The following is a 26,516-nucleotide window of genomic DNA, read 5'->3' on the forward strand; positions in this document are numbered from 1 at the left end:
TCCTTATACGCAATATACGGCAAAAAACCGCAAAAAACCGCACAGATAAAACTGATAAAGGATTTGAGAGGCAGAGAAAGCCCGAATAAGTGGTAAAACAGCAGAAGCAGAAGCAGAAGCAGAAGCAGAAGCAGAAGCAGAAGCAGAAGCAGAAGCAGAAGCAGAAGCAGAAAGTATAAATAAGAGAGTCGGCTGCGGCAGATCTAACAGCACGTTGCTGCCTGTTTTGTTAACATCGAAAAGGCCGGTGAAAACCGGCCTTTGATAGTGACTTTGTTATCCAAACATTTATGGCGCTGATTATTTACGACGCCAGGTGGTACCCTGCGGGCCATCTTCCAGCACGATGCCCAGTGCATTCAGCTTATCGCGGGCAATATCCGCCTGCGCCCAGTCTTTCGCCTGACGCGCATCGTTGCGCATTTTAATCAACGCTTCGATTTCCGCTACCTCATCGTCCTGTGCGCCGCCCTGCAGAAAAAGCTCCGGGTCCTGCGTCAGCAGGCCCAATATGCCCGCCAGCTCGCGCAGACGCGCCGCCAGACCGTTGGCAGCCGCCATATCTTCCGCTTTCAGACGGTTCACTTCACGCGCCAGATCGAACAGCACGGAATAAGCTTCCGGCGTATTGAAATCATCATCCATTGCCTCGCGGAAACGGGTAACGAACGCTTCGCCGCCTGCCGCGTCAGCGCTGGCATCAGTGTGGCGCAGCGCGGTATAGAGACGCTCCAGCGCCGCACGCGCCTGCTTCAGGTTCTCTTCGCCATAGTTAAGCTGGCTACGATAGTGACCGGACATCAGGAAATAACGCACCGTTTCCGCATCAAAATGTTGCAGTACGTCGCGAATGGTAAAGAAGTTGCCGAGCGATTTGGACATCTTCTCACGGTCAACCATCACCATGCCGGAGTGCATCCAGTAATTGACATAAGGGCCGTCATGGGCGCAGGTTGACTGGGCAATCTCATTTTCATGGTGCGGGAACATCAAATCAGAGCCGCCGCCGTGAATATCGAAATGCTCGCCCAGCTGTTTGCAGTTCATCGCTGAACATTCAATATGCCAGCCCGGACGTCCGGCGCCCCACGGCGACGGCCAGCTCGGCTCATCCGCTTTCGACATTTTCCACAGCACGAAATCCATCGGATTGCGCTTCACATCGGCCACTTCCACGCGCGCGCCCGCCTGTAACTGCTCCAGATCCTGACGGGAGAGGCAGCCATACTCTGGATCGCTGTCGACCGCGAACATCACGTCACCGTTGCTGGCGACATAGGCGTGACCACGGGCAATCAGCTTCTCTACCAGCTCAATGATCTCGCTAATATGACGCGTCGCGCGCGGCTCCAGATCGGGCGGCAGAATATTCAGCGCGGCGAAATCGGCGTGCATTTCGCCAATCATGCGGTTAGTAAGCTCTTCTACCGACTCCTGATTTTCGTTGGCGCGTTTAATGATTTTGTCATCAATATCAGTGATATTACGTACATATTTCAGCTGATAGCCGCAATAGCGCAGATAGCGCGCCACAATATCAAAGGCGACGAAGGTACGGCCATGGCCGATATGGCTCAGGTCATAAACGGTAATGCCGCACACGTACATGCCGACTTCTCCGGCATGAATCGGTTTAAATTCCTCTTTTTGTCGCGTCAGGGTATTAAAAATTTTCAGCATTGAACTTTCCGTATGAGCGTGTGCGGTAAACGAATTCAGTAAGCTACAGTGGATTGACAAGCAATCGCCATCTGCAACCCGAATGATTCAGAATAGCGCTCTATTTTTCACGTAAGCGCGACGCAATGCAAGAAAGGTGCAGCACAGCGCAATATAAGAGAGCCTCCAACGCAGCACGACACAGTGCAAGAAAGGATGCAGCGCACACCGCTTATGCGCTTACTGACGCCGTAAGGGGAATTGTGGTATAAGAAGCGTCGGTTAAAACTGGCCCGGCGCCATTCAACGGCGAACGAGGGCAGTATCTTGAAAACTCCAACCTTTACAGGACGAGATTATGGTTACTTTCCAGACTAATCATGGCGACATCGTGATCAAAACATTCGATGACAAAGCGCCGGCGACCGTGCAGAACTTCCTGGATTATTGTCGTGAAGGTTTCTACGACAACACCATTTTCCACCGTGTGATCAATGGCTTTATGATCCAGGGCGGCGGCTTTGAGCCGGGCATGAAACAGAAAGCAACCAAAGCGGAAATCCGCAACGAAGCCAACAACGGCCTGAAAAACACCCGTGGCACGCTGGCTATGGCGCGTACCTCCGCACCGCACTCCGCCACCGCGCAGTTCTTTATCAATGTTGCGGACAACGACTTCCTGAACTTCCGTGACGAAAGCCTGCAGGGTTGGGGCTACTGCGTATTCGCCGAAGTGGTGGAAGGCATGGACGTGGTTGATAAAATCAAAGGCGTTTCCACCGGCCGCAGCGGTATGCATCAGGACGTACCGAAAGAAGATGTGATCATTCAGAAAGTCATCGTTAGCGAGTAATGTCACGCACGCTATTCATCGCAGATCTGCATCTGTGTCAGGAAGAACCGGCAATTACTGCCGGTTTTCTGCGTTTTTTACAGCGCGAAACGCCTGGCGCCGATGCGCTCTACATCCTCGGCGATCTGTTTGAAGCCTGGATCGGCGATGACGATCCTGACCCGCTGCATCAGCAAATTGCCGCCGCTCTGCGCGCGCTGCCGCTGCCGGTTTACTTTATTCACGGCAATCGGGATTTTCTGCTGGGCAAGCGCTATGCCCGCGCCAGCGGAATGACGCTGCTGCCGGAAGAGCAGGTACTGGATCTCTACGGCAAACGACTGCTGATAATGCACGGCGATACGCTTTGCACCGACGACGAAGGCTATCAGCGTTTTCGCCGCAAGGTGCATCAGCGCTGGCTGCAAAGGCTGTTTCTTGCTTTGCCGCTTCGGCTGCGCCAGCGTATCGCGCTGCGTATGCGCGACAGCAGCAAAGACGCCAACAGCCAGAAATCCGCGTCGATTATGGATGTGAATGCCCAGGCAGTTATTGACGCCATGCAGCGCCGTCGGGTGCAGTGGCTGATTCATGGTCATACCCATCGTCCGGCGGTTCATACGCTGACGGCAAACGGTCAGCCTGCGCAGCGGCTGGTGCTTGGCGCCTGGCACAGCGCGGGGTCGATGATTGAAGTGACGCCCGCTGGCGTTAACCTGATTCATTTCCCTTTCTGAAGCGAAAAACAGGCCGCTTCAGCCCCTTTATCCGCCTACGCAACCGTTTTCCTTGCCTCTGAGTCATGCTATTCTCTGTGCCCTTCCCGACCGCGTGAAAACCACGCCGGTGACTTTTGGATAATCACAGGAGCCACATCCGCATGTCTCTTAACGCCGCCCCGACCCGCATCGCCATTGTCATGGGTTCGAAAAGTGACTGGGCCACTATGCAGTTCGCTGCGGAGATCCTTACCGCTCTGGCCGTTCCCTTCCATGTTGAAATTGTTTCTGCCCATCGCACGCCCGATAAGCTATTCAGCTTTGCCGAAGGCGCGGCGGACAACGGTTTTCAGGTGATTATCGCCGGTGCCGGCGGCGCGGCGCATCTGCCGGGCATGCTGGCAGCGAAAACGCTGGTGCCGGTACTGGGCGTGCCGGTACAGAGCGCAGCGCTGAGCGGCGTCGATAGCCTCTATTCTATTGTGCAGATGCCGCGTGGCATTCCGGTCGGCACGCTGGCGATTGGTAAAGCGGGCGCGGCCAATGCGGCGCTGCTGGCGGCCCAGATTCTGGCGACGCACGACCGCGAACTGGCGACGCGTCTTGCCGCCTGGCGTCAGGCGCAGACCGATGAAGTGCTGAATAACCCCGATCCGCGGGAGGAAGCATGAAGCCGGTTTGCGTACTGGGAAATGGTCAGTTAGGCCGGATGCTGCGTCAGGCGGGCGAGCCGCTGGGCATCGCAGTTTATCCGGTTGGTCTTGATGCTGAACCGGAAGCGTTGCCGATTCAGCAAAGCGTGATCACTGCTGAAATCGAACGCTGGCCGGAAACGGCTCTGACGCGTGAGCTGGCGCTGCATTCAGCGTTTGTGAACCGCGATATTTTTCCGCTGCTGGCCGATCGCCTGACGCAAAAACAGCTGCTCGATCGGCTGGGTCTGGCGACGGCGCCCTGGCAGCTGCTCATCGCCGCCGATCGGTGGCCGCAGGTGTTTGCGAAACTTGGCGAGCTGGCAATCGTTAAACGACGTACCGGCGGCTATGACGGACGCGGCCAGTGGCGCTTACGTGCTGATGAAACCGATACGCTGCCCGCCGACTGTTACGGCGAATGTATCGTTGAGCAAGGCATTAACTTTTCCGGCGAAGTCTCGCTGGTTGGCGCGCGCGGGCATCATGGCCAGACGGTATTCTATCCGCTGACGCATAATCTGCATCAGGACGGCATTCTTCGTACCAGTGTGGCGCTGCCGCAGCCGGACAGCGCGCTGCAACAGCAGGCGGAGCAGATGCTCGGCGCAATTATGCAGGAGCTGAACTATGTCGGCGTGATGGCGATGGAGTGTTTTGTCGTGCCGCAGGGTTTGCTGATTAATGAGCTGGCGCCGCGCGTCCACAACAGCGGCCACTGGACGCAAAACGGCGCGTCCATCAGCCAGTTTGAGCTGCATCTGCGCGCCATTCTCGATCTGCCGCTGCCGCAGCCGGTGGTCAGCACGCCGTCGGCGATGGTGAATTTGATCGGTACGGCGGTAAATCCGCAGTGGCTGAGTGAGCCGCTGGTGCATCTGCACTGGTATGAAAAAGAGGTGCGCGCTGGCCGTAAAGTGGGCCATCTGAACCTGAACGATCCCGACGGCCAGCGCATAGCCGCCGCGCTTGAGGCGCTGGTGCCGATGCTGCCGCCGGAATATGCCAGCGGCATTGCCTGGGCGCAGGCAAAGCTCGGTTAAGCGCGCTGTCCGCCAGGTGCGGACAGCCTGCATGCTGAAAAACTGAGGCGGAAGCCAACAGGCAACGCCTGAAGCTAAGGCGAGAAAGTTTCTGGCGAGGAGTAAAGCGTCCCGCGCCATACAAGGCGCGGGTCGAGTCTGTTATGGATAACGGAAATTGCGTCTTTACGGATGGGCAGAACCCTCTCGCAGACATTCCATCTCCATCCTCTTTAGAAACTGCGAAACAATGCTTTACCGCGCAGCAGCCGAATGCCCAACCAGCCGCCGCACAGCGACAGCAGCAGCGCCCCGCTTAACGGCAGCGCGAGCCACAGCCGGTAATCAGGCTGCCAGGGAAAATCGAACACTTTCCGCTGTAATCCCCACAGGGCCGCTTCTGCGCCCAGCGCCGCCGCCGCGCCCGCGACAACGCCCAACAGCGCAAACTCATACCACAACGTGGTGCGCAGCAATTTCTTCCCGGCGCCCAACGTGCGATAAACCACCAGCTCCTGCCGCCGCTGACGCATGCCAACCTGAACCTGCGCCAGCAATAATAACAGCCCGCAGGCGGTCACCAGCACCACCATAATTTCCAGCGCCTGACTGACCTGCGTCAGAATCTGCCCTATCTGACGCATCATCGCGCCAATATCGAGCAGGCTAAGAGTAGGAAAGGCGCGGTTAAGCTGCGCCAGCACCTCGTTGTGTCCATCAAGACGGAAGCTGGTCAGCCAGGTTTGCGGCTGCTCATCCAGCGCGCCCGGTGGGAAAATAAAGAAGAAGTTGGGCCGCAGACTTTCCCAGTCCACCTTACGCAGACTGCTGATGGTGGCGCTGAACTGCTGGGTATCGCCGGTAAAAGTCAGCGTATCGCCCAGTTTTACGCCCAGCCGATCGGCCAGTTCCACTTCCATCGAGACTTCGCCAGCGCGCGGCGGCCACTGTCCGGCCACAATCGGGTTATGTTCCGGGCGACGCGCCAGCGCGGTCAGATTCAACTCGCGGTTCAGCGCGTTATCAAGGCTCGGATCGGCCGGTTGATGGTTGATTTCCGTCAGGCGCACGCGGGCAACCGGATAGAAAGTGCCAGGCGTGATTTGATGTTGCGCCAGAAAATGCTGCACATCTGCTACCTGCTCGCGACTGATATTTAGCAGGAAATAGTTGGGGCTATCGGCAGGCAGCTGCTGTTGCCAGCGATCCAGCAGATCGCCGCGCAATACCAACAGCAGCGCCAGCAGCATAAAAGAGAGCGAAAAGGCAGCCAGCTGGCTCAGCGTCACCCAAGGCTGACGCAGCAGGCGATTGACCGCCAGACGCAGCGCCAGCCTGCGCACCGTTAACCGCCCCAGCAGCCATAGCGCGCCCCAGCCCAACGCCGCCAGCAGCGCCGCCAGCAGAACAATACCGCCCAGCAAGGCCCAAAGCAGTTTGCTGTTGCCGACCAGCAAAACCAGCAGCGCCACTACCACCAGCGCCATTGCCGGTAGATAGATGCGTAACGGCCAGACAGAGGCGACGATATCCTGACGCAGCACGCGCAGCGGCTGGGTAGCCAGCAGCAGCCGATAAGGCCGCAGCCCCACCAGCAGCGAAATGGTAAACAGTGCGCCCAGCGCCCATACCCACGGCCAGATGCCAGCGGCGGGCAGTTCACCAGGCAGAACCGGACGCAGCATTTTTAACAGCAGCGCCTCAAAGCCCGCGCCCAAAATGCTGCCCGCCAGCGCCGCCAGCAGCAGCACCGCCAGCCATTGCCCGACGATCAGCCTGCGCAAGGCGCGACGACCCGCGCCCAGCGTTTTCAGCACCGCCACCAAATCGTAGCGGCTGCGGCAGTAATGGCTCATCGCCACGGCGACGGCGGCGACCGCCAGCAGCAGCGTCAGCAGCGCCGACAGCAGTAAGAATTGCTGCGCGCGCTGCATCGATCGTCCCAGCGCATCTTCCGAATTTTCCACGCTCAACCAGCGCTGATCGCTTTTCAGCTGCGGCGTAATCCAGCTGTCGTAGCGGCTTAACGCCTCAGGATCGCCGGCAAACTTATAGCGCCAGGTCAGGCGGCTGCCGGGCTGAACCGCACCGGTTTTCTCCACGTCGGCCAGATTCATCAACAGGCGCGGCGCGGTCTGAAAAGGATTAAAACCGGCGTCCGGCTCCTGTAATACCGTTCCGGCAATGCGCAACGTGCTGTCGCCGACATCCAATTCATCGCCCGGCCTGACGTTGAGCAACGCCATCAGGCGTGGTGCCAGCAGTACGCTGCCGGGCTGCGGCTTGAGGTTCGGCGGATCGGTACGCAGTTCGCCAAACATCGGATAGCGGTTATCTACCGCTTTAACGCCCGCCAGCTGCGGCGTCTCACCCGAAAAAGTCATGGTCATAAAGGTCAGCTGGCCGGAAACCTTCAGCCCCAGCTGCTGCGCCTGCGCCAGCCACGGTTCCGGTATCGGATGCGCACTTCGCAGCGTGCGGTCGCCCGCCATAAATTCCCGGCTCTGCTGGCTGAGCCCTTTCTCCATGCGATCGCCTAAGGTGCCGAGCGCCAGCACGCAGGCCACGGCAAGCGTTAGCGCCAGCCAGACAATCAACAGCGAGGGCGAGCGCCACTCACGCCAGAACCAGCGCCAAATCATGCTTCCTCCCACAGCTTGCCGTCACGCACGCGCAACCGTCGATCACAGCGCGCCGCCAGCTGTGCATCGTGGGTGACCAGAATCAGCGTGGTGGCGCTGTCGCGGTTCATAGAAAACAGCAGATCGGCGATCCGATCGCCGGTTTGCCGATCGAGATTACCGGTCGGTTCGTCGGCGAACAGCACATCGGGACGACCGTTAAACGCGCGCGCCAGCGCCACGCGCTGCTGTTCGCCGCCCGAAAGCTGAGAAGGCAGATGATGCAGACGCTTGCCCAGCCCCAGCTGTTCCAGCAGCGCCTGCGCCTGATCGCGGCTTTGCCGATCCGACTCGCCGCGCAACAGTGCTGGCAGCTGAACGTTTTCCAGCGCGCTCAGCGTCGGCACCAGCATAAATGACTGAAATACAAAGCCAACATGTTTTGCCCGCAGCGCCGCACGCTGCTCCTCGTTCAGATTCTGTAACGGCGAACCGCACAGCCAGACTTCGCCGCTGCTGCCGTCATCCAGTCCGGCCAGGATGCCGAGCAACGTCGATTTGCCCGATCCCGATTCGCCAATCAGGGCAATGCTCTCCCCCGGTTTGACAACCAGGTCAACTCCGGTAAGGATCAACAGCTGATGCTCTCCTTCACCGACGGATTTAGTAAGATGATGAACTTCAACAATATTTTCCGCTGGCATTATCCCTTCCTGTTGTTATTACTGCTGCTGGCACGCGCGGCGTCCGCAGATACATTATTAGTCCTCGGTGATAGCCTGAGCGCGGGCTATCGCATGTCCGCCGCACAGGCCTGGCCCGCCCTGCTGGATAAAAAATGGCAGCGGCAGCCGCAGGTCGTCAACGGCAGCATCAGCGGCGATACCACCGTACAAGGGCTGGCGCGTTTGCCGGCGCTGCTGCAACAGCATCAGCCACGCTGGGTGTTGATCGAACTGGGCGGCAATGATGGCCTGCGCGGTTTTCCACCGCAAAATATTGAGCAGGATTTAAGTAAAATCATCACGACGGTGCAGGCGGCGAATGCGAAACCGTTGTTAATGCAGATTCGCTTACCGGCCAACTATGGGCGTCGCTATAACGATGCTTTCAGCAATATCTATACCAAACTGGCCCAGCAGTACGATATTCCGCTGGTGCCCTTCTTTATGGAGCAGGTTTATCTTAAGCCGCAATGGATGCAGCAGGACGGTATTCATCCCGCGCCGGATGCGCAGGCATTTATTACCGATCTGATGGATAAAGAATTGGCTCCCTTAGTTAAGCACGAGTAATAAACGGCACAGATGCCATGGACGTAAAGTTATGCAAAAAAACGTGTTAATCACCGGCTGTTCCAGCGGCATTGGGCTGGTCGCCGCCAACGATCTCTTAATGCGCGGCTATCGCGTGCTGGCTGCCTGTCGCAAAGCGGACGATGTGGCGCGCATGAATGAGCTGGGCTTTATCGGCATTCAGCTCGATCTGGACAACGAAGAGAGCGTCGCTCAGGCGGCGGCGCAGGTTATCTCCCTGACCGGCAATCAGCTTTACGGCCTGTTTAATAATGCTGGCTATGGCGTTTACGGCCCGCTGGCAACGCTGTCGCGTCAACAGCTGGAACAGCAGTTCGCCAGCAATCTGTTCGGTACGCATCAGCTGACCATGCTGCTGCTGCCCGCGCTACGCGCCAGCGGCGAGGCGCGCATTATCAATACCAGTTCGGTGATGGGCCTGATTTCGACGCCAGGACGCGGCGCCTATGCCGCCAGCAAATATGCGCTGGAAGCCTGGTCCGATGCGCTGCGCATGGAGCTGCACGGCAGCGGCGTGCGCGTCAGCCTGATTGAACCGGGTCCGATTCATACACGCTTTACAGATAACGTTAATCAGACCCAGCGCGAAAAACCGGTGAAAAATCCGGGCATTGCGGCGCGTTTTACCCTGCCGCCGGAAGCGATTCTGCCCAAGCTGCGTCATGCGCTGGAGAGCCGTCATCCGCGCCTGCGCTATCCTGTGACGCTGGTCGCACATGCGATGAGCTGGCTGCGACGTTTACTGCCGGGCTGGATACTGGATCGCATTTTACGCGGCAACTAACGCAGCAGCGCAAATTTGGCTTGAAGCCTGGCGCGATGCCCCAATATCGTAACAAAGTCATCAGACAAAGAGACGCCTACATGTCATTACACGCTTCGATCATTGATATTAACGAGTCAAACCTACAGCAGACGCTGGAACAGTCGATGGCTGTGCCGGTGCTGTTCTATTTCTGGTCCGATCGCAGCCAGCACTGCCAGCAGTTAACGCCGGTGCTGGAAAAGCTGGCGCAGGAATATGCCGGGCAGTTCGTGCTGGCGAAGCTCGACTGCGATAATGAACCGATGGTCGCCTCGCAGTTTGGCCTGCGCGCCATCCCTACCGTTTACCTGTTCCAGAACGGCCAGCCGGTCGATGGCTTCCAGGGACCGCAGCCGGAAGACGCGATCCGCGCGCTGCTGCAAAAAGTGCTGCCGCGTGAGGAAGAACTTAAAACGCAGCAGGCGATGGAACTGGTGCAGCAGGGCAAAACCCTCGACGCGCTGCCATTGCTGAAAGAGGCGTGGCAGCTGAGCAACCAGTCGAGCGACATCGGCTTTCTGCTGGCGGAAGTGCTGATCAGCCTTAACCGCAGCGATGAGGCGGAAGCGGTGCTGAAAGTGGTACCGCTGCAGGATCAGGATACCCGTTATCAGGGGCTGATGGCGCAGATCGATCTGCTGAAACAGGCGGCGGACACGCCGGAAATTCAGCTGCTTCAGCAACAGCTGGAGAGCGATCCGACCAATGCCGATCTGGCAAGCAAACTGGCGCTGCAACTGCATCAGGTCGGTCGTAACGAAGAGGCGCTGGAGCTGCTTTATTCGCATCTGAAGAAAGATTTGAACGCGGCGGATGGCCAGGCGCGCAAAATGCTGCAGGAGATTCTGGCGGCCCTCGGCACCGGCGATGCGCTGGCGGCGAAATACCGTCGCCTGTTATACTCGCTGCTTTACTAATTCTGCCAAAAACGGGCCGAGGATCGGCCCGTCATAAGACAGTCTGGAGGTTATATGTTTGCCGTCGTTTCCGTTCTTATCGTCGTTGCGCTGATTATCGTTTGGTCAGGCGTTAAAATCGTGCCGCAGGGGTATCAGTGGACGGTTGAGCGCTTTGGCCGCTATACCAAAACATTACAGCCAGGCCTCAATCTGCTGGTGCCTTTTATGGATCGTATTGGTCGCAAGATCAATATGATGGAACAGGTACTGGATGTGCCTTCTCAGGAAGTCATTTCTAAAGATAACGCCAATGTCACCATCGACGCCGTCTGCTTTATTCAGGTGGTGGATCCCGCGCGTGCCGCTTATGAGGTCAGTAACCTTGAGCAGGCGATCATTAATCTGACGATGACCAATGCATATTTTTTTCGTGCGTAAAATCTTAGCCGCTAAAAGCGGCCATGATGATTAAAAATAAGTTTAAAAACAATGAATTAAATAAAAAATAAAAGACTACTCTTTCTTTTCTTCAGCATTAATGACTTCTTTGCCATCCTGAATCAAGGATTAGGCCAAGATAACTTATGATAGATTTTGACTTTGAAAAACATATAATCGAAGCTGCAAAAAGATTTATCAATTGTTTACTTTTTACTCTATGCACAGTTACGCTTAATCCTTGTAGCGGCTGATTAACTCTGAAAAAGAAAATTATTTGCTCCAAAGGATAGGCAGCGGAGAAATTATGTCGTTTACTTTCAGCAATTTAAAGTTCCAAAAAATCATTTTACATAACGTCTACAAGCCTAATGACGAAGGTCGTGTAGATCCTATTACCAGCTCAGTATTAACTGAGCTTGGCGATTTAGGTGCGCAAAAACTCGAAGAAAGAATTACTAAAGTTTTAGGAAATGGTTCTCATAGCCTTCAGATGGAAATTGCACTTGATGGCGATGCAAGTTGTTTCAGAAGTGTTGTAACACTTCTTGATGATAATACCGAAGACTTTATAACCAATTCTGCAACAATCGCTGAGCTACATACCCAAGCTCATACAAATAAGAGCTGGCCTGGTGGAACTTTAGTTGTTATTTCAGGAACCGTAGGTGTTAGTAATAAGCGATGCCTTTTCATCATTAAAGCAGAACAGCAGGCAGGATTTTCTGAAAAGGTTAATCAAGGACAGGTTTTAATTGAGTATCTTGACAATCTAATTCTTACGCCTCAATCACGGCTTTACAAAGTAGGTGCATTCATTGAAATTTCTCGCAGCCAGCTTCCGGTAGCAGAACGAGTAAAAGATGATTTTGAAGCATATGTTTTTGATAACAATATAAAAGCAAATGACGATCGAAAGGCTGCACGCTACTTCTATTCTAACTTTCTTGGGTTAAGAATACCGCAGAATGGCAAGCAGCGAACTCGTGATTTCTATGAGCTGACAAGTGAATTTATCAATTCGACAGAGGTGGATGCAGAGTCACGAGTGGGGATTCAACAAGCACTTCATACCTACCTAAAAGTTGATCAAAGTGTCACAATCCAAGTAAGCGAGTTCGCTACACGTTACATGCCTGAAGACGTCAGAGACGATTACAGCCATTTCATGACAGCGAAGCAGTTTCCAATGACTGCTGTTGAAAAAGACTTAAGCATCATAAAGCGTAAATTGGTGTTCAGAAAAATGAACTTCTCAACGAACATCAAACTTACAGGTCCAGCGGAACTTTTTGACAAATCTGTTTCCATAGTTGAAGAAACAGACGAACATACGACAATCAAGATCAAGGGTACACTCACTGACCAGGTGTAATAATGGAACGGCATGAATTTATTGAACTTTATAAGTCTGAACGCGCTATGTACAAAGCGTGGGCAAATTTTGTCATTTCAAAAATTGATGCCGAACTTCTCCAACGCCTTGAAAGAAAATCTGTTTACGATGAATACATTAAAATCATGCCGTCAGGTCGTGTTAAGACGGTCGACTCCTTAGTCTCAAAGGCTTTTCTCAGGAAGAAAGGAAAATACAAAGATCCTTATCGTGAAATCACCGATAAAGCAGGTATCCGCTTCGTAGTTCTGCTCACAGATCAGCTGAAATTACTCACGGAAATTGTAGAGTCACTGCCCTATTGGACATTTTCCAAAGATAAGGAATTCGATGAATGGCGTGGCTCAGATGCGCGTATCTTCGACTATCAATCTGTTCACTACATTGTATATGCAAGTAGTGAACATGAGTTTGAAGGACAAATAATAAAGGAAGGTACGCCATGTGAAGTACAGTTGAGAACCTTACTTCAACATGCGTATGCGGAGTTAGCTCACGATACAATTTACAAAACTAATCTTCAAGTAGATCAAACGATTAGGCGTAACTTTGCTAAGGGCATGGCGCTCATGGAAACCACAGATGACCTATTATGCCATGCTAAAAAGGAGCTTGAAGCTGCGAGTGTTAATGTCACCAACTGGCTTAACGCTATAAATAGCTATGCATCTCGTTCTGGGCTTGTTAATGTGGATAATATTGATGACCGAAACGCAGTAATTTTTGTAGACAGTAATCGAGCATTACTGAGGAAATGCACAGTTGAGGATCTTGGGAATTTCTTTGACAATCAAGAGTATACTTTTTTGAAAGAGAGAATTAGCCACCATCAAGATACAAGTGATTTCTTTGAATTCCGCCAGCCAATAATTTTTTTATCTTATTTTCTTGCTTATCGCTTTCCAACTACTTTAAAAAAGTATTGGCCAACAGATTTTTCTATACTTCAAAGAATTTTCAGTGACTTAGGCATTGCACCTAACTGGGCAGAAACCTAATAAATATTACTAACTCTCTTATGGAATACTTTTATGTCATTGTATCTCTACCAGTTTTAACCCTGTTGACCACTCACCTTCAGGCCAATTGATCGAATGGTCGATCCTAATTATACGGTAGACACCATCCTTTAGATCACCATCTGAACCATCGGACATTACCGCGTTCAGTCCATCCAACTTAACGAAGTCATGCATTTTCACATTACCGTTAAGCTGAGACTTCATCATGATCCCGTGGCGGGGTTTTGTACGGACACCGTTCTTAGTGGTGACTGTCTCGTCTTCAGGCGTTTTTGACTTACCACGATTTGAACCAGTCTTCTTTGCCACCAGCTTTACAGATTTCTGTTCAAAGTAAGCGTCAAGTTCCATAATCTGAGCAGGTGTGTATAGCCAGGCGTCAACACAGGTGTTACTTCCCTTTGCTGGCTGGTTATCAGACCGAAGAACACTGATTGTACCGTTATGAATGCTGTACTGAAGACCACATTCCTTACAGATACGGGTCAGAGCATGGTCAAGCTGTCCATAAACAGACTTACCAGATGGATAAGCGGTATCACCAAGGCTGCTCAGTTCCATACGGCTGACAGGGAAACCAAGACGCTTAACGAGGTCTTTGATAACGTCAGCTTTGGTAGTACCTGGCTTATAGGCTACAGACACCTTAGTCATGTTGCGGATTTTATGGTCAGAACTACAGTTGACCACGGTCACAACATCGTTTGAGCCAGTGTCTTTCTTCGTATAAGCGTGAACGATACCGCCAATAAAGATGATCGGTAGGCTGTCATACTCAGTAATAATGTTACCTTCAGAATCACGTTGCCATGACGTGTCATAGCCAGCCTTGATCATCAGTGTTGCATTCTCATGCATCAAAGCCTGACGGGTTGTCTTGTTCAGGTTGTAGAAACGAAACTCAACATCATCGCTGCTCGTAGTGGTCGGACTGTTATCAACCGATACGCGCCCTTCCATCCTGATATTATTGAAGATCACAGCATCCATCTGTGATGAGTTATGTTGTCCTGGTGTGTTGCTGAACGTTGCGCTTTCAGTCCCAATTGAAGTGGTCAACAAAAACTGGCCACCGAGTTAGAGTTTTTCCAGTATCGGTTTTCCGATTCGTTTGGGGGTAACCCACCGTTATAGCCATGCGGCCTTAGCGAGCTGTAATACCCGACGATATAGTCCGTGATCGCATGAGCAGCTTCGCTAAAGTTTATATAACCTGTCACTGGCACCCACTCGTTTTTCAGACTCCGGAAGAAGCGTTCCATCGGGCTGTTGTCCCAACAGTTTCCACGTCGGCTCATACTCTGCCTGATTTGGCAACGCCACAGTAACTGCCGGAACTGCCTGCTTGTATAATGACTGCCCTGATCGCTGTGGAACATTACTCCGGCGGGCTTGCCGCGCGTTTCCCATGCCATTTCCAGCGCTTTAATGGTGAGTCTGCTGTTCGGTGAGAACGACATTGCCCAGCCCACTGGTTTTCTTGCGAACAGGTCGAGAACAACGGCGAGGTACGCCCAGCGCTTACCTGTCCAGATATAGGTCACATCACCGCACCACACCTGGTTTGGCTCTGTTACAGCGAACTGTCGCTCAAGATGATTCGGGATAGCTACGTGCTCATGACCGCCACGCTTATACCGGTGAGTCGGCTGCTGGCAACTGACCAGCCCCAGCTCTTTCATGAGCCTGCCAGCAAGCCAGCGCCCCATCTGGTAGCCTCTCTGGGTTGCCATTGTGGCGATGCTTCTTGCTCCGGCCGAACCGTGGCTGATGCCATGTAGCTCAAGTACCTGACTGCGTAATACAGCCCGTCTGCCGTCTGGTTTTTCAGGACGGTTTTTCCAGTATTTGTAGCTACTGCGGTGAACCCCGAACACGTGGCAGAGAGTGGTCACAGGATAACGCGCCCTGAGTTTCCCGATTATCGAGAACTGTTCAGGGAGTCCGACATCAAGAGCGCGGTAGCCTTTTTTAATATATCGTTTTCCATTTCAATGCGTTGTAGCTTTTTCTTCAGCTCACGTATTTCAATCTGTTCTGGGGTTATAGGGGAGGCTTTAGGTATTTTGCCCTGTCGTTCATCCCGCAACTGCTTTACCCATCGCGTCATGGTAGAAGGACCCACATCCATAGCACTGGCCGCAGCTGCAACGGTGTAGTTCTGATCAAGGACCAACTGAGCGGATTCGCGTTTAAACTCTGCGCTGAAATTTCTTTTTTTCATTGAGGCACCTGTAATGTTCTGAGGTGAGCATATCACCTCTGTTCAGGTGGCCAAATTTAGTGTGCCACTACATAAAGCTGCTCTTTAATGAAAAGCACTATCTGGCGAGCTTCAAGCTCTTGATGTCTTTCATCGACACTATAGCTTATCTTGAATATGGAAATACTAAGCGAGTGTTTCAAAACTGGCTGGACACCTATTCTGATTTGAGCGACCTGGATGTCACATCAGATGAACTCTACGAGCTTAGAAACTCTCTTCTGCACATGACAAATCTTAACTCTCATAAGGTAATGCAAGGTAAAGAGCGTCGTCTGAGCATCGCTGTCTGCAAAAGAGGGCACCCAACGCAATACCACAACAACATTGTATATATCAATTATACGGATTTCCTTTTCCTCTTTGATGAAGCAGTGGATAAATGGCTTAACACGTACAAAGACAACAAGAAGCAACTAACACTAATTGAACGGTATGATGAGGTCATTAGGGATAATTATTAATCTTTATCCAAAATGAAAAGGCGTTATGTACATGCGCTCGTTTCCTTTCATCAACAATGCGCTTATATGTGTATTTCATAATGATGGCAAATAACGTTTGTCAGTAATGCAGGCGCTGCTGTACCAGTAATTTTGGTTGCACCAGTGAAAGCTTTACCCGCCCTCTTACCGATCCATGCACAGAAGCCTTTCTCAACATAATCCCTTGTTTCGGGCTTAGACAACTGGTCAATAATAGCTTTCAGTTCATTGAGTCAGCGTCATCTATACTACGCTCTTTAATCGCACGCTCAAGAACGCTAAAGTCACCTATGATATTTTGCTGCAAACCTTGCATAAACGTGATGCTGAGCAATTTATGAAACATTTCGACATGCTTCAATGACACTGATGATTCAAAGCCTATTCAGAATCCTTCGGCATACTTTAGAACGGTTGTTTACTGCTAACTGATTCGTGCGGTGATCCTGTTGAGCTTTATCAGTTCTTGCCCTAACACACAGCAAATGGTGACCCCAATGGTGGATGTACGTATTAAATGCATTACTCTTTCTGACAATAATAACGTTCAACATGAGCATATTACACATGTGGGTAGCGATCAGTTCACTCCCGCTGGTTCGAAGTGGACTGTTGCTCAGGTAGTACATGCTATCGAAAGCAAGCAGCACACTTTTTATGTTCAACAAGCAGGTACAGTGCGGGCAAATGTTGGAGTAGTTGATCCTGGCAACGGGAGGCCGAAATTTATAAAGACTTACGCTGATGGAAAGTGGAACAACAACCTTCTGTCTCTATCACGTTGTTAATTATCAGTGATGCCCTTAAAGTAAATTTAGGGCATCTTTTCCATTCGGGTGGTCATTCTAATGGCGTTGGGTAATCTGATTCAACTTCAGGCCATTTATCATCATAGCCCTTACCCGCTTGGACTGGTTTACCTTCTACTACTCGATAAGGTTCTAATCTGCCAGGTAATCCACTGGTAAGATTCTCTTTACCGGTAAACCTATATTCACGTTCACCTAACATCAGAAAGAAATTTATCCAGCTTGCTCCGTTAAAATCTTCCCGATCAAGAGGATAATTGAGGAAGCGATAGCCATTGTGTAAAGCAATGTCACAGGTTTTATGCTTCATATCTAACCGTAGCTCGCTGATGTATTTCTTAGCAATAAGATTAAGTTCTATACGCCCTTCCCGCTTACTCAGATCTAACTTGTCGGCAGTTTCTACATTTACTGACGTCAATATCCTTGATCTTATTCTGTCGATCTCTTCTTGCTTTGCGATTAATTCAATCTCTTTTTCCTCGTACCGCTTAATCATCCTGGGTGACGCTTTCATTTGGGACATATTGTCCTCAAGCATATTTAGCTCATGCTCAAGCTGCTCATGTTCTGCCATAAGATCGTTAAGCTGATGGTTGTCAGAATTTGAGCCAGATAATAACAATGGTAGATTGTATAGAATGCCCTTTGTTATTGCTTCATCCACCAACAAACGAGAAATAGCATTACCTTTATTCCGCCTCCCCTTTCCTGAACCCTCAGGATACTCAGTAAAGCAGGAACAACGCTTTAAGCGATACATACTACATGTGTAGTAACCATAGCGCTTAGGGGTTACTGAAGAAGAAATAATAGCTCCCCCGCAAAGGCACTTAAGCAACCCTTTGAACAGATTAACGTTGGTCGGGTTTTCAGATTCACTAACTCGCCCTTTCCCTTCTCTCATACTCTGAACAGTCTGGAACATTGCGCGAGTAAGCCCCGCTATCATAGGGTAGTAACCCGGTATTATGTCAGCTTCAGCAAGATTAACTGTCTTTTTGGAAGGAACGTAATCACCAATCGCAGCACGATTATTTAGAATCCCGTGAACAGATGTCTGGTTCCAGCCTTTGTTCTTTCCAGTCAGTGTCTTGACACCTTCTGCATTGAGAATAGCAGCGATACTATTCATGCTCTTACCAGCAAGACGCATTTCAAAAACGCGCCTAACAGTTTCAGCATGCTCATTAAATATGAAAGTGGTTTTGCGACCTGCTGCATTAAGTTCCCCAGTACCTGTTGCGACAGGTACTACCCAACGCGCACATGATTTGCTTATCAGCTTACCGGTTAAAATTGCATCATCCCGAAGTTGCTTCCAGTTTTTACGCGAATGATAAGATTTTTGTTCACTTGCTTTATTGTGTGCTTCAGCTTCAACAAGGAATGATATGTGATCACCGAGTTGTTTAAAATTAGTAGAGTTGTAGATTTTATCGGAGGCCAGAAAAACAACCACGAAGCCCAATTTGATAAGCATGTTCATCTGAGCAACAGCTTCATTAAAGTCGAGACGTGATAACCGGCTGGCATCTTCCACCAGCAAATAGACAGGCTTAGGGAACAGTTCTCTTTTGCGATGGTCAATCATAGATAAGAACTCTTTGCGCTCATCGTGCTTACTGGTGTTCCAAGCAGATTTGCCAAGATCTGTGTATACATTATGAAGGGTCACTTCAGGGCGAACCTTGCACCAGTCGTCGATCATTTTTCTTTGGCGGCGCACAGATGTTCCTTGCTCTTGTATAGCAGAGCTAAACCTTACATATCCTACAGCATCTCTGATTTTCACGTTTTTCTACCTCAGACCAGTAAATGAGGAATATTCTATGGAATTACGATTAAAAAAGATATTGACCAATATCCGTACCATTCTCGGTTCGATGGAGCTGGATGAGATGCTGTCACAACGCGACAGCATTAATACGCGTCTGCTGCATATTGTTGATGAAGCGACAAATCCCTGGGGCATTAAGGTTACCCGCATCGAGATTCGCGATGTGCGTCCGCCGCAGGAGCTGATTGCCGCCATGAACGCGCAGATGAAAGCGGAACGAACCAAGCGTGCCGATATTCTGGCGGCGGAAGGGATTCGCCAGGCGGCGATTTTACGTGCCGAAGGGGAAAAACAGTCGGAGATATTAAAAGCGGAAGGCGAACGCCAGTCGGCATTTCTGCAGGCGGAGGCGCGTGAACGTGCGGCTGAAGCTGAAGCGCGAGCGACCAAAATGGTTTCTGAAGCTATTGCTGCCGGTGATCTGCAGGCGGTGAACTACTTTGTCGCGCAAAAATATACCGATGCGCTGCAGGCTATCGGCTCGGCCAACAATAGCAAAGTGGTGCTGATGCCACTGGATGCCACCAGCATTATGGGCTCGATCGCTGGTATCAGCGAACTGCTGAACGAAGGCAAGTCCTCACGGAGTAACAAATAGTGATGGCGGCCATCTTTAATCATCCGCACTGGTTCTGGCTGACGCTGGGCGGGCTGTTACTGGTTGCCGAGATGCTTGGTACCAGCGGCTATCTGCTGTGGAGCGGTATGGCAGCGCTGGCGGTGGGATTAATTCGATGGCTGCTGCCCTTTTCCTGGGAAGCGCAGGGCATCCTGTTCGCCGTATTAACGCTGCTTGCTGCTTTTCTCTGGTATCGCTGGCTGGCGCTGCGCCAAAAACAGCCCGATACGCTACTTAATCAGCGCGGCAAGCAGATGATCGGCATGCAGCTTACCTTAAGCGAAGCGCTGGTAAATGGACTGGGGCATGTGCGTATCGGCGACAGCAGTTGGCGCGTGCAGGCCGACCGCGATCTGCCTGCCGGAACGCGGGTTGTGGTGATCAATATCGAAGGCGTTACCCTGCGCATCGCGCCGCAGACGCCGGAAAGCGCAGGCTGAATAACGCGTAATCAGCCAATCCTGGCTCGCTGCATCCCTTCCAACTAACACCTCGAATACTGAATCAATTAATCAGTAAGCCTTTGCAAACAGGTCAACGGCTCATCATGAACATAGCGGCAAAGCCAGCATCCGCTACGCTTTTGCGCTATGGCAGCAGCTCGCCAGATTATTAATAATCGGGCAATCCGCGCTCTCATCGCCGGGGCAGCTATCGGCCAACGCCAGCAGCCGCTCACGCATCAGGTTCAGTTCACAAATATGCGCTTCGATTTCTTTCACTTTTTGCAGCGTGCGCGCTTTAACATCAGCGCTGTGGCGCGCCGGATCGTTAAACAAATGCAGCAGTTCGCGGCATTCATCAAGATTAAAACCGACCTGGCGCGCCTGACGCAGCAGTGTTAGTTCTTCAAGATGATGCGCCGTATAGCTGCGATAGCCGTTCTCGCTGCGTAATGGCGGCGTAACCAGCCCTTTCTCTTCATAAAAACGAATGGCTTTGCTGGTTAAGCCGGTTTTTTTTGCCACATCGCTGATATTCATCTGTCCCTCCTTTTCACCGTTGCTGGCAGAATAACGCTGATTCGATATGTTGGACAGTGGCCTTTTCTGCCATCACTTTTTTTGCTGCTCGACAACATCATACTTTGCGGATGTTTACCTTTCATGCAGGGGTTCACCTCTTTGGCTGATATTGATCAACTTATCCGCTCAGGCAAAACACATAGAATACCGCGCGTTAACGCATATAAATAAAACAGGGGTTTTTATGTCTAATATGGTGTTTTGCCGCGGCTGCGGTAAAGAAATACATAATAGCGCGACGGCTTGTCCTAACTGCGGCGCAAAACAAAATCTGCCAGGCCAGGGAAAAAGGCGTATTTCCGCAGCGCTGCTGGCGTTATTTTTAGGCGGACTGGGTGTACATAAATTTTATTTAGGAAGAACGGGCCAGGGCATTCTGTATCTGCTGTTTTGCTGGACGTTTATTCCTTCGCTTATTGCCTTCGTTGAATTTATTATCTATCTTTGCTCCTCCGATGAGAATTTTGCGCGCAAGTATGGTTAATTGAATTTTTAACCCACCAGCAATAATTTAACGGCTTAACATCAAGGGGAACCCCTGTAGCAGAGAGCGGCTTCAGCTCCCCTTGTTGTGCAAAATAAGCAAAACGCAAAATAGCAGAAAAAGGTAGCCGCTTATCTCCTGTTTATTATCGCGTTAACTTTAAATACGAAAAAATTCTCAGTGTTAACCTTGTTATATTAAAACGGATCGTTCCCCTTCTCCATTGGTTATTTCTGTAGCGTTCCCCCTGACGGTTATTTTTTATTAACCAGCCTGAAAAATTATTTTTGCCAGAAAGCATCCATAAAATTCACTTTATTACGTCCGCTTTTGCCTGCTTTTTTTATCGATCTTCACAGGAAATTTCTTAACTTTAAATTTATCAATGGGTTAAAAACTTGACCTTGCCCTTGATGGAAGGTTTAAGCTTATAGCTTCCAGATGACTTTCACTGAATAAAGGGAGCGACCTTATGTCACATACCACTCTTTTAACACTGGATGGCCTTTCCTGCGGACACTGCGTGAAACGCGTAAAAGAGGCGCTGGAACAGCGTCAGGATGTTCAGCAGGCGGAGGTTTCGCTGAATGAGGCCCGCATTACCGGTGACGCCGCGCCTGAAGCGCTGATCGCTACCGTAGAACAGGCGGGTTATCACGCCAGCCTGCCGGAAAGCACGCCCCCAAAGCCTGAGCCGCTGTCAGCATCAGCAGGCCAGCTGACAGCGGAAAACGCCCGGCCTTTGATTCATTCAAAGGCCATACCGGCTGATAAAGCATCTCAGGCGAATGCGGCGACCACCCGTTCACGTCCTTCTGCCGATGCCGAAACAGCGACAGACGATGCGGCGCTGCCCACCCAGGCAGATACGGCGGCGGAAAACTATCAGCTGTTAATTGACGGCATGAGCTGCGCCAGTTGCGTTAGCCGGGTTGAGAAAGCGCTGACGCAGGTCGCGGGCGTTCAACAGGCGCGCGTTAATCTGGCCGAGCGCAGCGCCCTGGTGATCGGCGCGCCGCAGCCGGATGCGCTGGTTGCTGCCGTAGAAGCGGCTGGCTATGGTGCAGAAGTGATTGTTGATGAAAGCGAGCGCCGTGAGAAACAGCAGCGCGGCGCGCAGCAGGCGATGCGCCGCTTTAGCTGGCAGTCGGCATTGGCGCTGGCGCTCGGCGTGCCGCTGATGATTTACGGTCTGTTTGGCGACAATATGATGCTTACCGCCAGCAACCGCAGCGGCTGGCTGATTGTCGGCGTGCTGACACTGTTGGTCATGATTGTTGCAGGCGGCCATTTTTATCGTAGCGCCTGGCGCAGCCTGCGCAACGGATCCGCGACCATGGATACGCTGGTCGCGCTGGGCACGCTGGCCGCCTGGCTCTATTCCATCAGCGTCAACCTGTGGCCCGACTTTTTTCCTATGGCCGCGCGCCACCTGTATTACGAAGCCAGCGCCATGATTATCGGCCTGATTTAGGCCACGCGCTGGAACAACGGGCGCGTCAGCGCTCGTCAAAAGCGCTGGAGCGCCTGCTGGATTTGACGCCAGCCACGGCGCGCATGGTTATCGATGGCGCAGAAAAAACTGTTCCATTAAGCGATGTGCAAGTTGGCATGACCTTACGGCTGGTGACCGGCGATCGCGTTCCGGTTGATGGCGTCATTACCGAAGGCGAAGCCTGGATGGATGAGTCAATGCTGATCGGCGAACCGTTGCCGCAGCATAAAGCCAGCGAAGGCGCCCTTCATGCGGGTACGCTGGTCCAGGACGGCAGCGTGCTGTTCCGTGCCAGCGCCATCGGCAAAAACACCACCCTGTCGCGCATTATTCAACTGGTTCGCCAGGCGCAGAGCAGCAAACCGGCGATCGGGCAGTTAGCGGATCGCATCTCCGCGGTTTTTGTGCCGACCGTCGTCCTGATTGCGCTAGTCAGCGCCGCCGTCTGGTACTTCTTCGGCCCGCAGCCTTCGCTGGTTTATATGCTGGTGATTGCCACCACCGTTCTGATTATCGCCTGTCCCTGCGCGTTAGGACTGGCGACACCGATGTCAATTATCGCAGGCGTCGGGCGCGCGGCGGAATTCGGCGTGCTGGTACGCGATGCCGACGCGCTACAGCGCGCCAGCGAACTCGATACGCTGGTCTTTGATAAAACCGGCACGCTGACGCTGGGCGCACCGCAGGTTACGCAAATTACTCCCTTTAACGGCTACAGCGAAGAGCAGGTTTTACGCTGGGCGGCCGCGCTGGAGCAGGGCTCCAGTCATCCGCTGGCGAAAGCAATTCGCGATCGCGCCGGAGAGATTACCCTGCCGCAAAGTACGGAGTTTCGCACGCTGCGTGGTTCCGGCATCAGCGCGCGGCTGGAAGGTCAGCCGATGCTGTTGGGCAACGCCGCGCTGCTGACGCAGCAACAGATCGATGCCGAACAGGCGGCGGCCCTTGCCGATGAGCTGGCGGCTGGCGGCGCGACACCGGTATTTCTGGCGGTGGCGGGCCAGCTGGCGGGACTGCTGGCAATCCGCGATCCGCTGCGCGAAGAGAGCGTTAGCGCGCTGCAACGTCTGCACGGGCTGGGCTATCAGCTGATTATGCTGACCGGTGATAATGAAATTACCGCCAAAGCCATTGCGCGCGAAGCCGGGTTGGATCGGGTGATTGCAGGCGTACTGCCGGACGGAAAGGCGCAAGCCATTGTTCAGCTTCAGCAAGCGGGCCATAAGGTCGCAATGATTGGCGATGGCATCAACGATGCGCCCGCGCTGGCACAGGCCGATGTGGGGATTGCGATGGGCGGCGGTAGCGATGTCGCCATCGAAACGGCGGCGATTACGCTAATGCGCCACGATCTGCACAGCGTGGTCGATGCGCTGGCGATTGCGCGCGCCACGCTGCGTAATATGAAGCAGAATCTGCTGGGCGCCTTTGTCTATAATTCGCTGGGCATTCCCATTGCCGCAGGTGTTCTCTGGCCGCTGACCGGCACGCTGCTCAGTCCGGTGATCGCCGGCGCGGCGATGGCGCTGTCGTCCATTACTGTGGTCAGCAATGCCAACCGTCTGCTGCGCTATCAGCCGCCGGAACGCTAAGCGTCGTCGCAGGTCATCTGCTGTTACGCTTTCGCCTGTTCATCGCCAGATGAAACCGCTAGCATGTGAAGCTAACTGGCGGAAAAGGGTAAAAGAATGGAGAGATGGCTGCATAACCTGACGGCGCTGTTACGCACGCTGGTTCCGTCCCATTACAGCTGGCCCGCCATTGATGTCAGATTGCCGGGCAACCGGCAACTGCATCTGGTAGGCAGCATTCATATGGGCACGCGCAATATGATGCCGCTGCCGCCGGGGTTACTTGCGCGTCTTGAAAAGGCAGACGCGCTGATTGTCGAGGCGGATATTACCGGCAGCGCCTCCCCTTTCAGCCATAGTGCCGCGCAGCCGCCGCTGGCGGAAAGAGTCGATGCCGATACCTTGCAAAAATTAGCGCGGCAGTGCGCTGAGCTGAATTTGGATCTGACGCAGCTTGACAGGCTGCCGCTGTGGCAAATCGCACTGATGCTGCAGGCGCAACAGGCGCAGCGTCTGGGGCTGCGGCCCGATTACGGCATTGATTATCAGCTGCTTCAGGCGGCGCACGCGCAGGGACGCCGGATTATTGAGCTTGAGGGCGCAGATGAACAACTCGACCTGCTGAAAACCCTGCCGGAAGAAGGACAGTCGCTGTTAGCGGACACGCTGGAACACTGGCACACCAATGCGCGCCTGCTGCAAACCATGATTAGCTGGTGGCTGGAAAAACCGCCGCAGCCGAGCCGACCGGCGCTGCCAACCACGTTCAGCACCGAACTCAACGATCTGTTAATGAGCCAGCGTAACCAACGCTGGGACAGACTGTTGCGCCAGCTGCCGCCGGGGCGTTATGTTGTGGCGGTCGGCGCGCTGCACCTGTACGGCGAGAACATTTACCGGCGCTGCTAAAGCGCAGATAAAAAGGCCAATATTGCTATCGGCCCGTCAAAGAGGAATTTGTTTATGATTTTGGTTATTCATCAGCAACTGAATTGCTGACGCCAGGCGATTTTCTCTCAAAGCCTGCGATTTCACCAGCGCTATTTTTTACCCGTTAATCATTTTCCACAGCCAGGAAATAAGCGATGACGCCCGCAATAAAATTACTGGAAAAGAAAAAAATCCCTTTTACGCTGCATCCCTATGAGCATGACAGTAACGAAACGCATTTCGGCGATGAAGCGGTGCGTAAGCTCAACCTTAATCCGCAGCAGGTGTATAAAACGTTACTGGTAGCGCTTAACGGCGACAGCAAACAGCTCGCCGTTGCGGTGACGCCGGTGGCCGGCCAGCTTGATTTAAAAAAGGTAGCGAAGGCGCTGGGTGCGAAAAAAGTGGAAATGGCCGATCCCCAGCAGGCACAGCGCGTTACCGGTTATCTGATTGGCGGTATCAGTCCGCTGGGCCAGAAAAAACGCCTGCCGACGGTTATCGATAGCCAGGCCGCCGCTTTCCCAACCATTTTTATTTCAGGCGGCAAACGCGGGCTGGATATTGAACTGGCGCCCGGCGATCTGGCGTCGTTACTGGAAGCCAGCCTCGCGGATATCGCCCGCCACGATTAAGCACGCTGCGCGCACAGCTGGTCGATCATCCAGCGCCCTGCCGGCCCCGGCGGGGTCTGAGTTGACCAGACGGCATCCACCGCAATATTCTGCGGCCAGCCCGCTAACGGCAGAGTTTGTAACAGACCGTGACCATACTGCTCCACCAGCCAGCGCGGCAGAATGGACCAGCCAAATCCCTGCTCCGCCATCTCCAGCAATAGCCAGTAGGATGGCGCCGACCAAACCTGCCCTGCGGAAACGGGTTCCCTTACGCTGGCCCAGGTGTTTAACCGCAGCTCCCTTACCCGCGCCAGATCGGTCTGGCTGACCTCGGGTTGACGAGCCAGCGGATGATCGCGATGAATAAATACCGCCATCTGCGCCTGCACCTGTAAACGGGAAGTAGCAATAGCGGCAGGTAATGCAGCCTGCACACGAATCACGCCAAGATGGATTCGATTCGCCAGCAGCAGATCGATCACATCCTCATCTTCAGCGATCATACATTCAAAGGCGATATGCGGATAGCGCGCTTCAAAGCGCTTCAGCAGCTGCTCATGATGATCCGCCTGCCAGAAATCAGAAATCGCCATGCTGAGACGCGGCTCAACGTCGTCTGACAGGCGCACGGCCAGTTCATCGAGGCGCTGGCTGGCGGTCAGGATCTCTTTCACCCGGCGTAACGCATGCCCGCCCGCCTCGGTCAGCACCGGCTCACGTCCTGCACGGTTAAACAGCTTAAAACCTAAATCCGTTTCCAGATTTGCAATGGCGGCGCTGACGGTAGACTGACTTTTTCCTAACGCGCGCGCCGCCGCTGAAAAAGAGCCTTTTTCTACTGCATAAACAAAAGCCTGCAAGGATTCCGGTGAATAACGCATCGTTCTATCGCTTTTATCGATGGGAGTTCATTTTATTTTAGCCCAGCGCCTCAGGAAAATAAGCGTCCCGTTAATA

At 52.7% G+C, this 26,516-nt stretch carries 24 protein-coding genes and 3 pseudogenes; 18 read left to right on the forward strand and 9 right to left on the reverse strand.

Annotated elements, in window-relative coordinates; genetic code table 11:
- Nucleotides 1–3: 3 nt before the first annotated feature.
- Entirely contained in the window at nt 4–213 is a 210-nt protein-coding gene (locus P3C52_RS02805) for a hypothetical protein (RefSeq protein WP_275553698.1), read from the reverse strand.
- An 87-nt stretch (nt 214–300) separates the two neighbouring features.
- A complete protein-coding gene (gene cysS / locus P3C52_RS02810) occupies nt 301–1,680 on the reverse strand; it encodes a cysteine--tRNA ligase (protein ID WP_275553699.1) in 1,380 nt (459 codons plus the stop codon).
- Between the two features lie 337 nt (nt 1,681–2,017).
- Between cysS and ppiB the strand changes: the two genes are divergently transcribed.
- From ppiB to purK, 4 genes are all read left to right on the forward strand, one after another.
- The gene (gene ppiB, locus P3C52_RS02815) at nt 2,018–2,512 is read left to right on the forward strand and encodes a peptidylprolyl isomerase B (RefSeq protein ID WP_275553700.1); all 495 of its coding nucleotides are present in this window, start codon (nt 2,018–2,020) and stop codon (nt 2,510–2,512) included.
- Entirely contained in the window at nt 2,512–3,228 is a 717-nt protein-coding gene (gene lpxH / locus P3C52_RS02820) for a UDP-2,3-diacylglucosamine diphosphatase (RefSeq protein WP_275553701.1), read from the forward strand. Before ppiB ends, lpxH begins: the two co-directional genes overlap by 1 nt.
- A gap of 143 nt (nt 3,229–3,371) precedes the next feature.
- Entirely contained in the window at nt 3,372–3,881 is a 510-nt protein-coding gene (gene purE, locus P3C52_RS02825; protein ID WP_275553702.1) for a 5-(carboxyamino)imidazole ribonucleotide mutase, read from the forward strand.
- Nucleotides 3,878–4,945, forward strand: coding sequence for a 5-(carboxyamino)imidazole ribonucleotide synthase (gene purK, locus P3C52_RS02830; RefSeq protein ID WP_275553703.1), 1,068 nt, complete (start codon nt 3,878–3,880; stop codon nt 4,943–4,945). Before purE ends, purK begins: the two co-directional genes overlap by 4 nt.
- A gap of 212 nt (nt 4,946–5,157) precedes the next feature.
- Here purK and ybbP read toward each other — a convergent pair whose 3' ends face one another.
- On the reverse strand, nt 5,158–7,566 hold the full coding sequence (gene ybbP, locus P3C52_RS02835) for a putative ABC transporter permease subunit YbbP (RefSeq protein WP_275553704.1): 2,409 nt from the start codon (nt 7,564–7,566) through the stop codon (nt 5,158–5,160).
- Nucleotides 7,563–8,249: a putative ABC transporter ATP-binding protein YbbA gene (gene ybbA / locus P3C52_RS02840; RefSeq protein ID WP_275553705.1), complete on the reverse strand. Its 687-nt coding sequence runs from the start codon at nt 8,247–8,249 to the stop codon at nt 7,563–7,565. Before ybbA ends, ybbP begins: the two co-directional genes overlap by 4 nt.
- Between ybbA and tesA the strand changes: the two genes are divergently transcribed.
- From tesA to P3C52_RS02870, 6 genes and pseudogenes are all read left to right on the forward strand, one after another.
- Nucleotides 8,217–8,840, forward strand: a complete 624-nt coding sequence (gene tesA, locus P3C52_RS02845) for a multifunctional acyl-CoA thioesterase I/protease I/lysophospholipase L1 (RefSeq protein ID WP_275553706.1) — start codon at nt 8,217–8,219, stop codon at nt 8,838–8,840. The genes ybbA and tesA overlap by 33 nt on opposite strands.
- 31 nt (nt 8,841–8,871) lie before the next feature.
- Nucleotides 8,872–9,645: an SDR family oxidoreductase gene (locus P3C52_RS02850; protein WP_275553707.1), complete on the forward strand. Its 774-nt coding sequence runs from the start codon at nt 8,872–8,874 to the stop codon at nt 9,643–9,645.
- Nucleotides 9,646–9,725: 80 nt separating this feature from the next.
- Entirely contained in the window at nt 9,726–10,583 is an 858-nt protein-coding gene (locus P3C52_RS02855; RefSeq protein WP_275553708.1) for a co-chaperone YbbN, read from the forward strand.
- A 54-nt stretch (nt 10,584–10,637) separates the two neighbouring features.
- A pseudogene (locus P3C52_RS02860) lies at nt 10,638–10,982 on the forward strand (SPFH domain-containing protein); the annotation flags it as partial.
- A 328-nt stretch (nt 10,983–11,310) separates the two neighbouring features.
- On the forward strand, nt 11,311–12,378 hold the full coding sequence (locus P3C52_RS02865; protein ID WP_275553709.1) for a nucleoid-associated protein: 1,068 nt from the start codon (nt 11,311–11,313) through the stop codon (nt 12,376–12,378).
- 2 nt (nt 12,379–12,380) lie between these two features.
- A complete protein-coding gene (locus tag P3C52_RS02870) occupies nt 12,381–13,397 on the forward strand; it encodes a RelA/SpoT domain-containing protein (protein ID WP_275553710.1) in 1,017 nt (338 codons plus the stop codon).
- A gap of 36 nt (nt 13,398–13,433) precedes the next feature.
- On the opposite strand, the gene P3C52_RS02875 is transcribed toward P3C52_RS02870, so the two are convergent.
- Both P3C52_RS02875 and P3C52_RS02880 read right to left on the reverse strand, forming a co-directional pair.
- Nucleotides 13,434–14,480: a hypothetical protein gene (locus P3C52_RS02875; RefSeq protein ID WP_275553711.1), complete on the reverse strand. Its 1,047-nt coding sequence runs from the start codon at nt 14,478–14,480 to the stop codon at nt 13,434–13,436.
- A protein-coding gene (locus tag P3C52_RS02880) for an IS3 family transposase (RefSeq protein WP_275553712.1) occupies nt 14,477–15,645 on the reverse strand; the annotation gives its coding sequence in 2 pieces (ribosomal slippage) (nt 14,477–15,396 and nt 15,396–15,645; 1,170 coding nt in all). Before P3C52_RS02880 ends, P3C52_RS02875 begins: the two co-directional genes overlap by 4 nt.
- A gap of 59 nt (nt 15,646–15,704) precedes the next feature.
- Between P3C52_RS02880 and P3C52_RS02885 the strand changes: the two genes are divergently transcribed.
- Nucleotides 15,705–16,148, forward strand: coding sequence for a hypothetical protein (locus P3C52_RS02885; protein ID WP_275553713.1), 444 nt, complete (start codon nt 15,705–15,707; stop codon nt 16,146–16,148).
- Nucleotides 16,149–16,666: 518 nt separating this feature from the next.
- Complete coding sequence (locus P3C52_RS02890; RefSeq protein WP_275553714.1) at nt 16,667–16,957, forward strand: DUF3892 domain-containing protein; 291 nt, start codon at nt 16,667–16,669, stop codon at nt 16,955–16,957.
- Nucleotides 16,958–17,009: 52 nt separating this feature from the next.
- Here the strand turns inward: P3C52_RS02890 and P3C52_RS02895 are convergent, their stop codons facing one another.
- Nucleotides 17,010–18,773 carry a recombinase family protein gene (locus P3C52_RS02895; protein WP_275553715.1) on the reverse strand — a complete coding sequence of 588 codons (1,764 nt, stop codon included), beginning with the start codon at nt 18,771–18,773 and terminating at the stop codon, nt 17,010–17,012.
- Here P3C52_RS02895 and P3C52_RS02900 point away from each other — a divergent pair.
- Both P3C52_RS02900 and P3C52_RS02905 read left to right on the forward strand, forming a co-directional pair.
- Nucleotides 18,763–19,416: an SPFH domain-containing protein gene (locus tag P3C52_RS02900; RefSeq protein ID WP_343252004.1), complete on the forward strand. Its 654-nt coding sequence runs from the start codon at nt 18,763–18,765 to the stop codon at nt 19,414–19,416. The two genes, P3C52_RS02895 and P3C52_RS02900, sit on opposite strands and share 11 nt — an antisense overlap.
- Before the next feature lie 2 nt (nt 19,417–19,418).
- Entirely contained in the window at nt 19,419–19,877 is a 459-nt protein-coding gene (locus P3C52_RS02905; protein ID WP_275553771.1) for an NfeD family protein, read from the forward strand.
- A gap of 135 nt (nt 19,878–20,012) precedes the next feature.
- Here the strand turns inward: P3C52_RS02905 and cueR are convergent, their stop codons facing one another.
- Nucleotides 20,013–20,420, reverse strand: a complete 408-nt coding sequence (gene cueR, locus P3C52_RS02910) for a Cu(I)-responsive transcriptional regulator (protein WP_275553716.1) — start codon at nt 20,418–20,420, stop codon at nt 20,013–20,015.
- A gap of 226 nt (nt 20,421–20,646) precedes the next feature.
- Here cueR and P3C52_RS02915 point away from each other — a divergent pair, with 226 nt between their 5' ends.
- The 4 genes and pseudogenes from P3C52_RS02915 (at nt 20,647) to ybaK (ending at nt 25,577) form a co-directional block, all read left to right on the forward strand.
- On the forward strand, nt 20,647–20,946 hold the full coding sequence (locus P3C52_RS02915; protein WP_275553772.1) for a TM2 domain-containing protein: 300 nt from the start codon (nt 20,647–20,649) through the stop codon (nt 20,944–20,946).
- A 472-nt stretch (nt 20,947–21,418) separates the two neighbouring features.
- Nucleotides 21,419–24,033 (forward strand): annotated as a pseudogene (gene copA, locus P3C52_RS02920) (copper-exporting P-type ATPase CopA).
- 96 nt (nt 24,034–24,129) lie between these two features.
- Nucleotides 24,130–24,932, forward strand: a pseudogene (locus P3C52_RS02925) (TraB/GumN family protein).
- Nucleotides 24,933–25,097: 165 nt separating this feature from the next.
- Entirely contained in the window at nt 25,098–25,577 is a 480-nt protein-coding gene (gene ybaK, locus P3C52_RS02930) for a Cys-tRNA(Pro)/Cys-tRNA(Cys) deacylase YbaK (RefSeq protein ID WP_275553717.1), read from the forward strand.
- Here ybaK and P3C52_RS02935 read toward each other — a convergent pair.
- Entirely contained in the window at nt 25,574–26,440 is an 867-nt protein-coding gene (locus P3C52_RS02935; RefSeq protein WP_275553718.1) for a LysR family transcriptional regulator, read from the reverse strand. The two genes, ybaK and P3C52_RS02935, sit on opposite strands and share 4 nt — an antisense overlap.
- Nucleotides 26,441–26,516: the final 76 nt, after the last annotated feature.

Source organism: Mixta sp. Marseille-Q2659, assembly GCF_940807255.1.
Taxonomy (GTDB): domain Bacteria; phylum Pseudomonadota; class Gammaproteobacteria; order Enterobacterales; family Enterobacteriaceae; genus Mixta.

Bases quoted from the DNA above. Each gene is read 5' to 3' on its own strand.
- cueR (WP_275553716.1), bottom strand. From the start codon at position 20,420: ATGAATATCAGCGATGTGGCAAAAAAAACCGGCTTAACCAGCAAAGCC.
- purE (WP_275553702.1), top strand. From the start codon at position 3,372: ATGTCTCTTAACGCCGCCCCGACCCGCATCGCCATTGTCATGGGTTCG.
- P3C52_RS02870 (WP_275553710.1), top strand. From the start codon at position 12,381: ATGGAACGGCATGAATTTATTGAACTTTATAAGTCTGAACGCGCTATG.
- tesA (WP_275553706.1), top strand. From the start codon at position 8,217: ATGATGAACTTCAACAATATTTTCCGCTGGCATTATCCCTTCCTGTTG.
- P3C52_RS02855 (WP_275553708.1), top strand. From the start codon at position 9,726: ATGTCATTACACGCTTCGATCATTGATATTAACGAGTCAAACCTACAG.
- cysS (WP_275553699.1), bottom strand. From the start codon at position 1,680: ATGCTGAAAATTTTTAATACCCTGACGCGACAAAAAGAGGAATTTAAA.
- lpxH (WP_275553701.1), top strand. From the start codon at position 2,512: ATGTCACGCACGCTATTCATCGCAGATCTGCATCTGTGTCAGGAAGAA.
- purK (WP_275553703.1), top strand. From the start codon at position 3,878: ATGAAGCCGGTTTGCGTACTGGGAAATGGTCAGTTAGGCCGGATGCTG.
- P3C52_RS02905 (WP_275553771.1), top strand. From the start codon at position 19,419: ATGGCGGCCATCTTTAATCATCCGCACTGGTTCTGGCTGACGCTGGGC.
- P3C52_RS02850 (WP_275553707.1), top strand. From the start codon at position 8,872: ATGCAAAAAAACGTGTTAATCACCGGCTGTTCCAGCGGCATTGGGCTG.
- ybbA (WP_275553705.1), bottom strand. From the start codon at position 8,249: ATGCCAGCGGAAAATATTGTTGAAGTTCATCATCTTACTAAATCCGTC.
- ppiB (WP_275553700.1), top strand. From the start codon at position 2,018: ATGGTTACTTTCCAGACTAATCATGGCGACATCGTGATCAAAACATTC.
- ybbP (WP_275553704.1), bottom strand. From the start codon at position 7,566: ATGATTTGGCGCTGGTTCTGGCGTGAGTGGCGCTCGCCCTCGCTGTTG.
- ybaK (WP_275553717.1), top strand. From the start codon at position 25,098: ATGACGCCCGCAATAAAATTACTGGAAAAGAAAAAAATCCCTTTTACG.
- P3C52_RS02935 (WP_275553718.1), bottom strand. From the start codon at position 26,440: ATGCGTTATTCACCGGAATCCTTGCAGGCTTTTGTTTATGCAGTAGAA.
- P3C52_RS02915 (WP_275553772.1), top strand. From the start codon at position 20,647: ATGTCTAATATGGTGTTTTGCCGCGGCTGCGGTAAAGAAATACATAAT.
- P3C52_RS02865 (WP_275553709.1), top strand. From the start codon at position 11,311: ATGTCGTTTACTTTCAGCAATTTAAAGTTCCAAAAAATCATTTTACAT.
- P3C52_RS02890 (WP_275553714.1), top strand. From the start codon at position 16,667: ATGGTGGATGTACGTATTAAATGCATTACTCTTTCTGACAATAATAAC.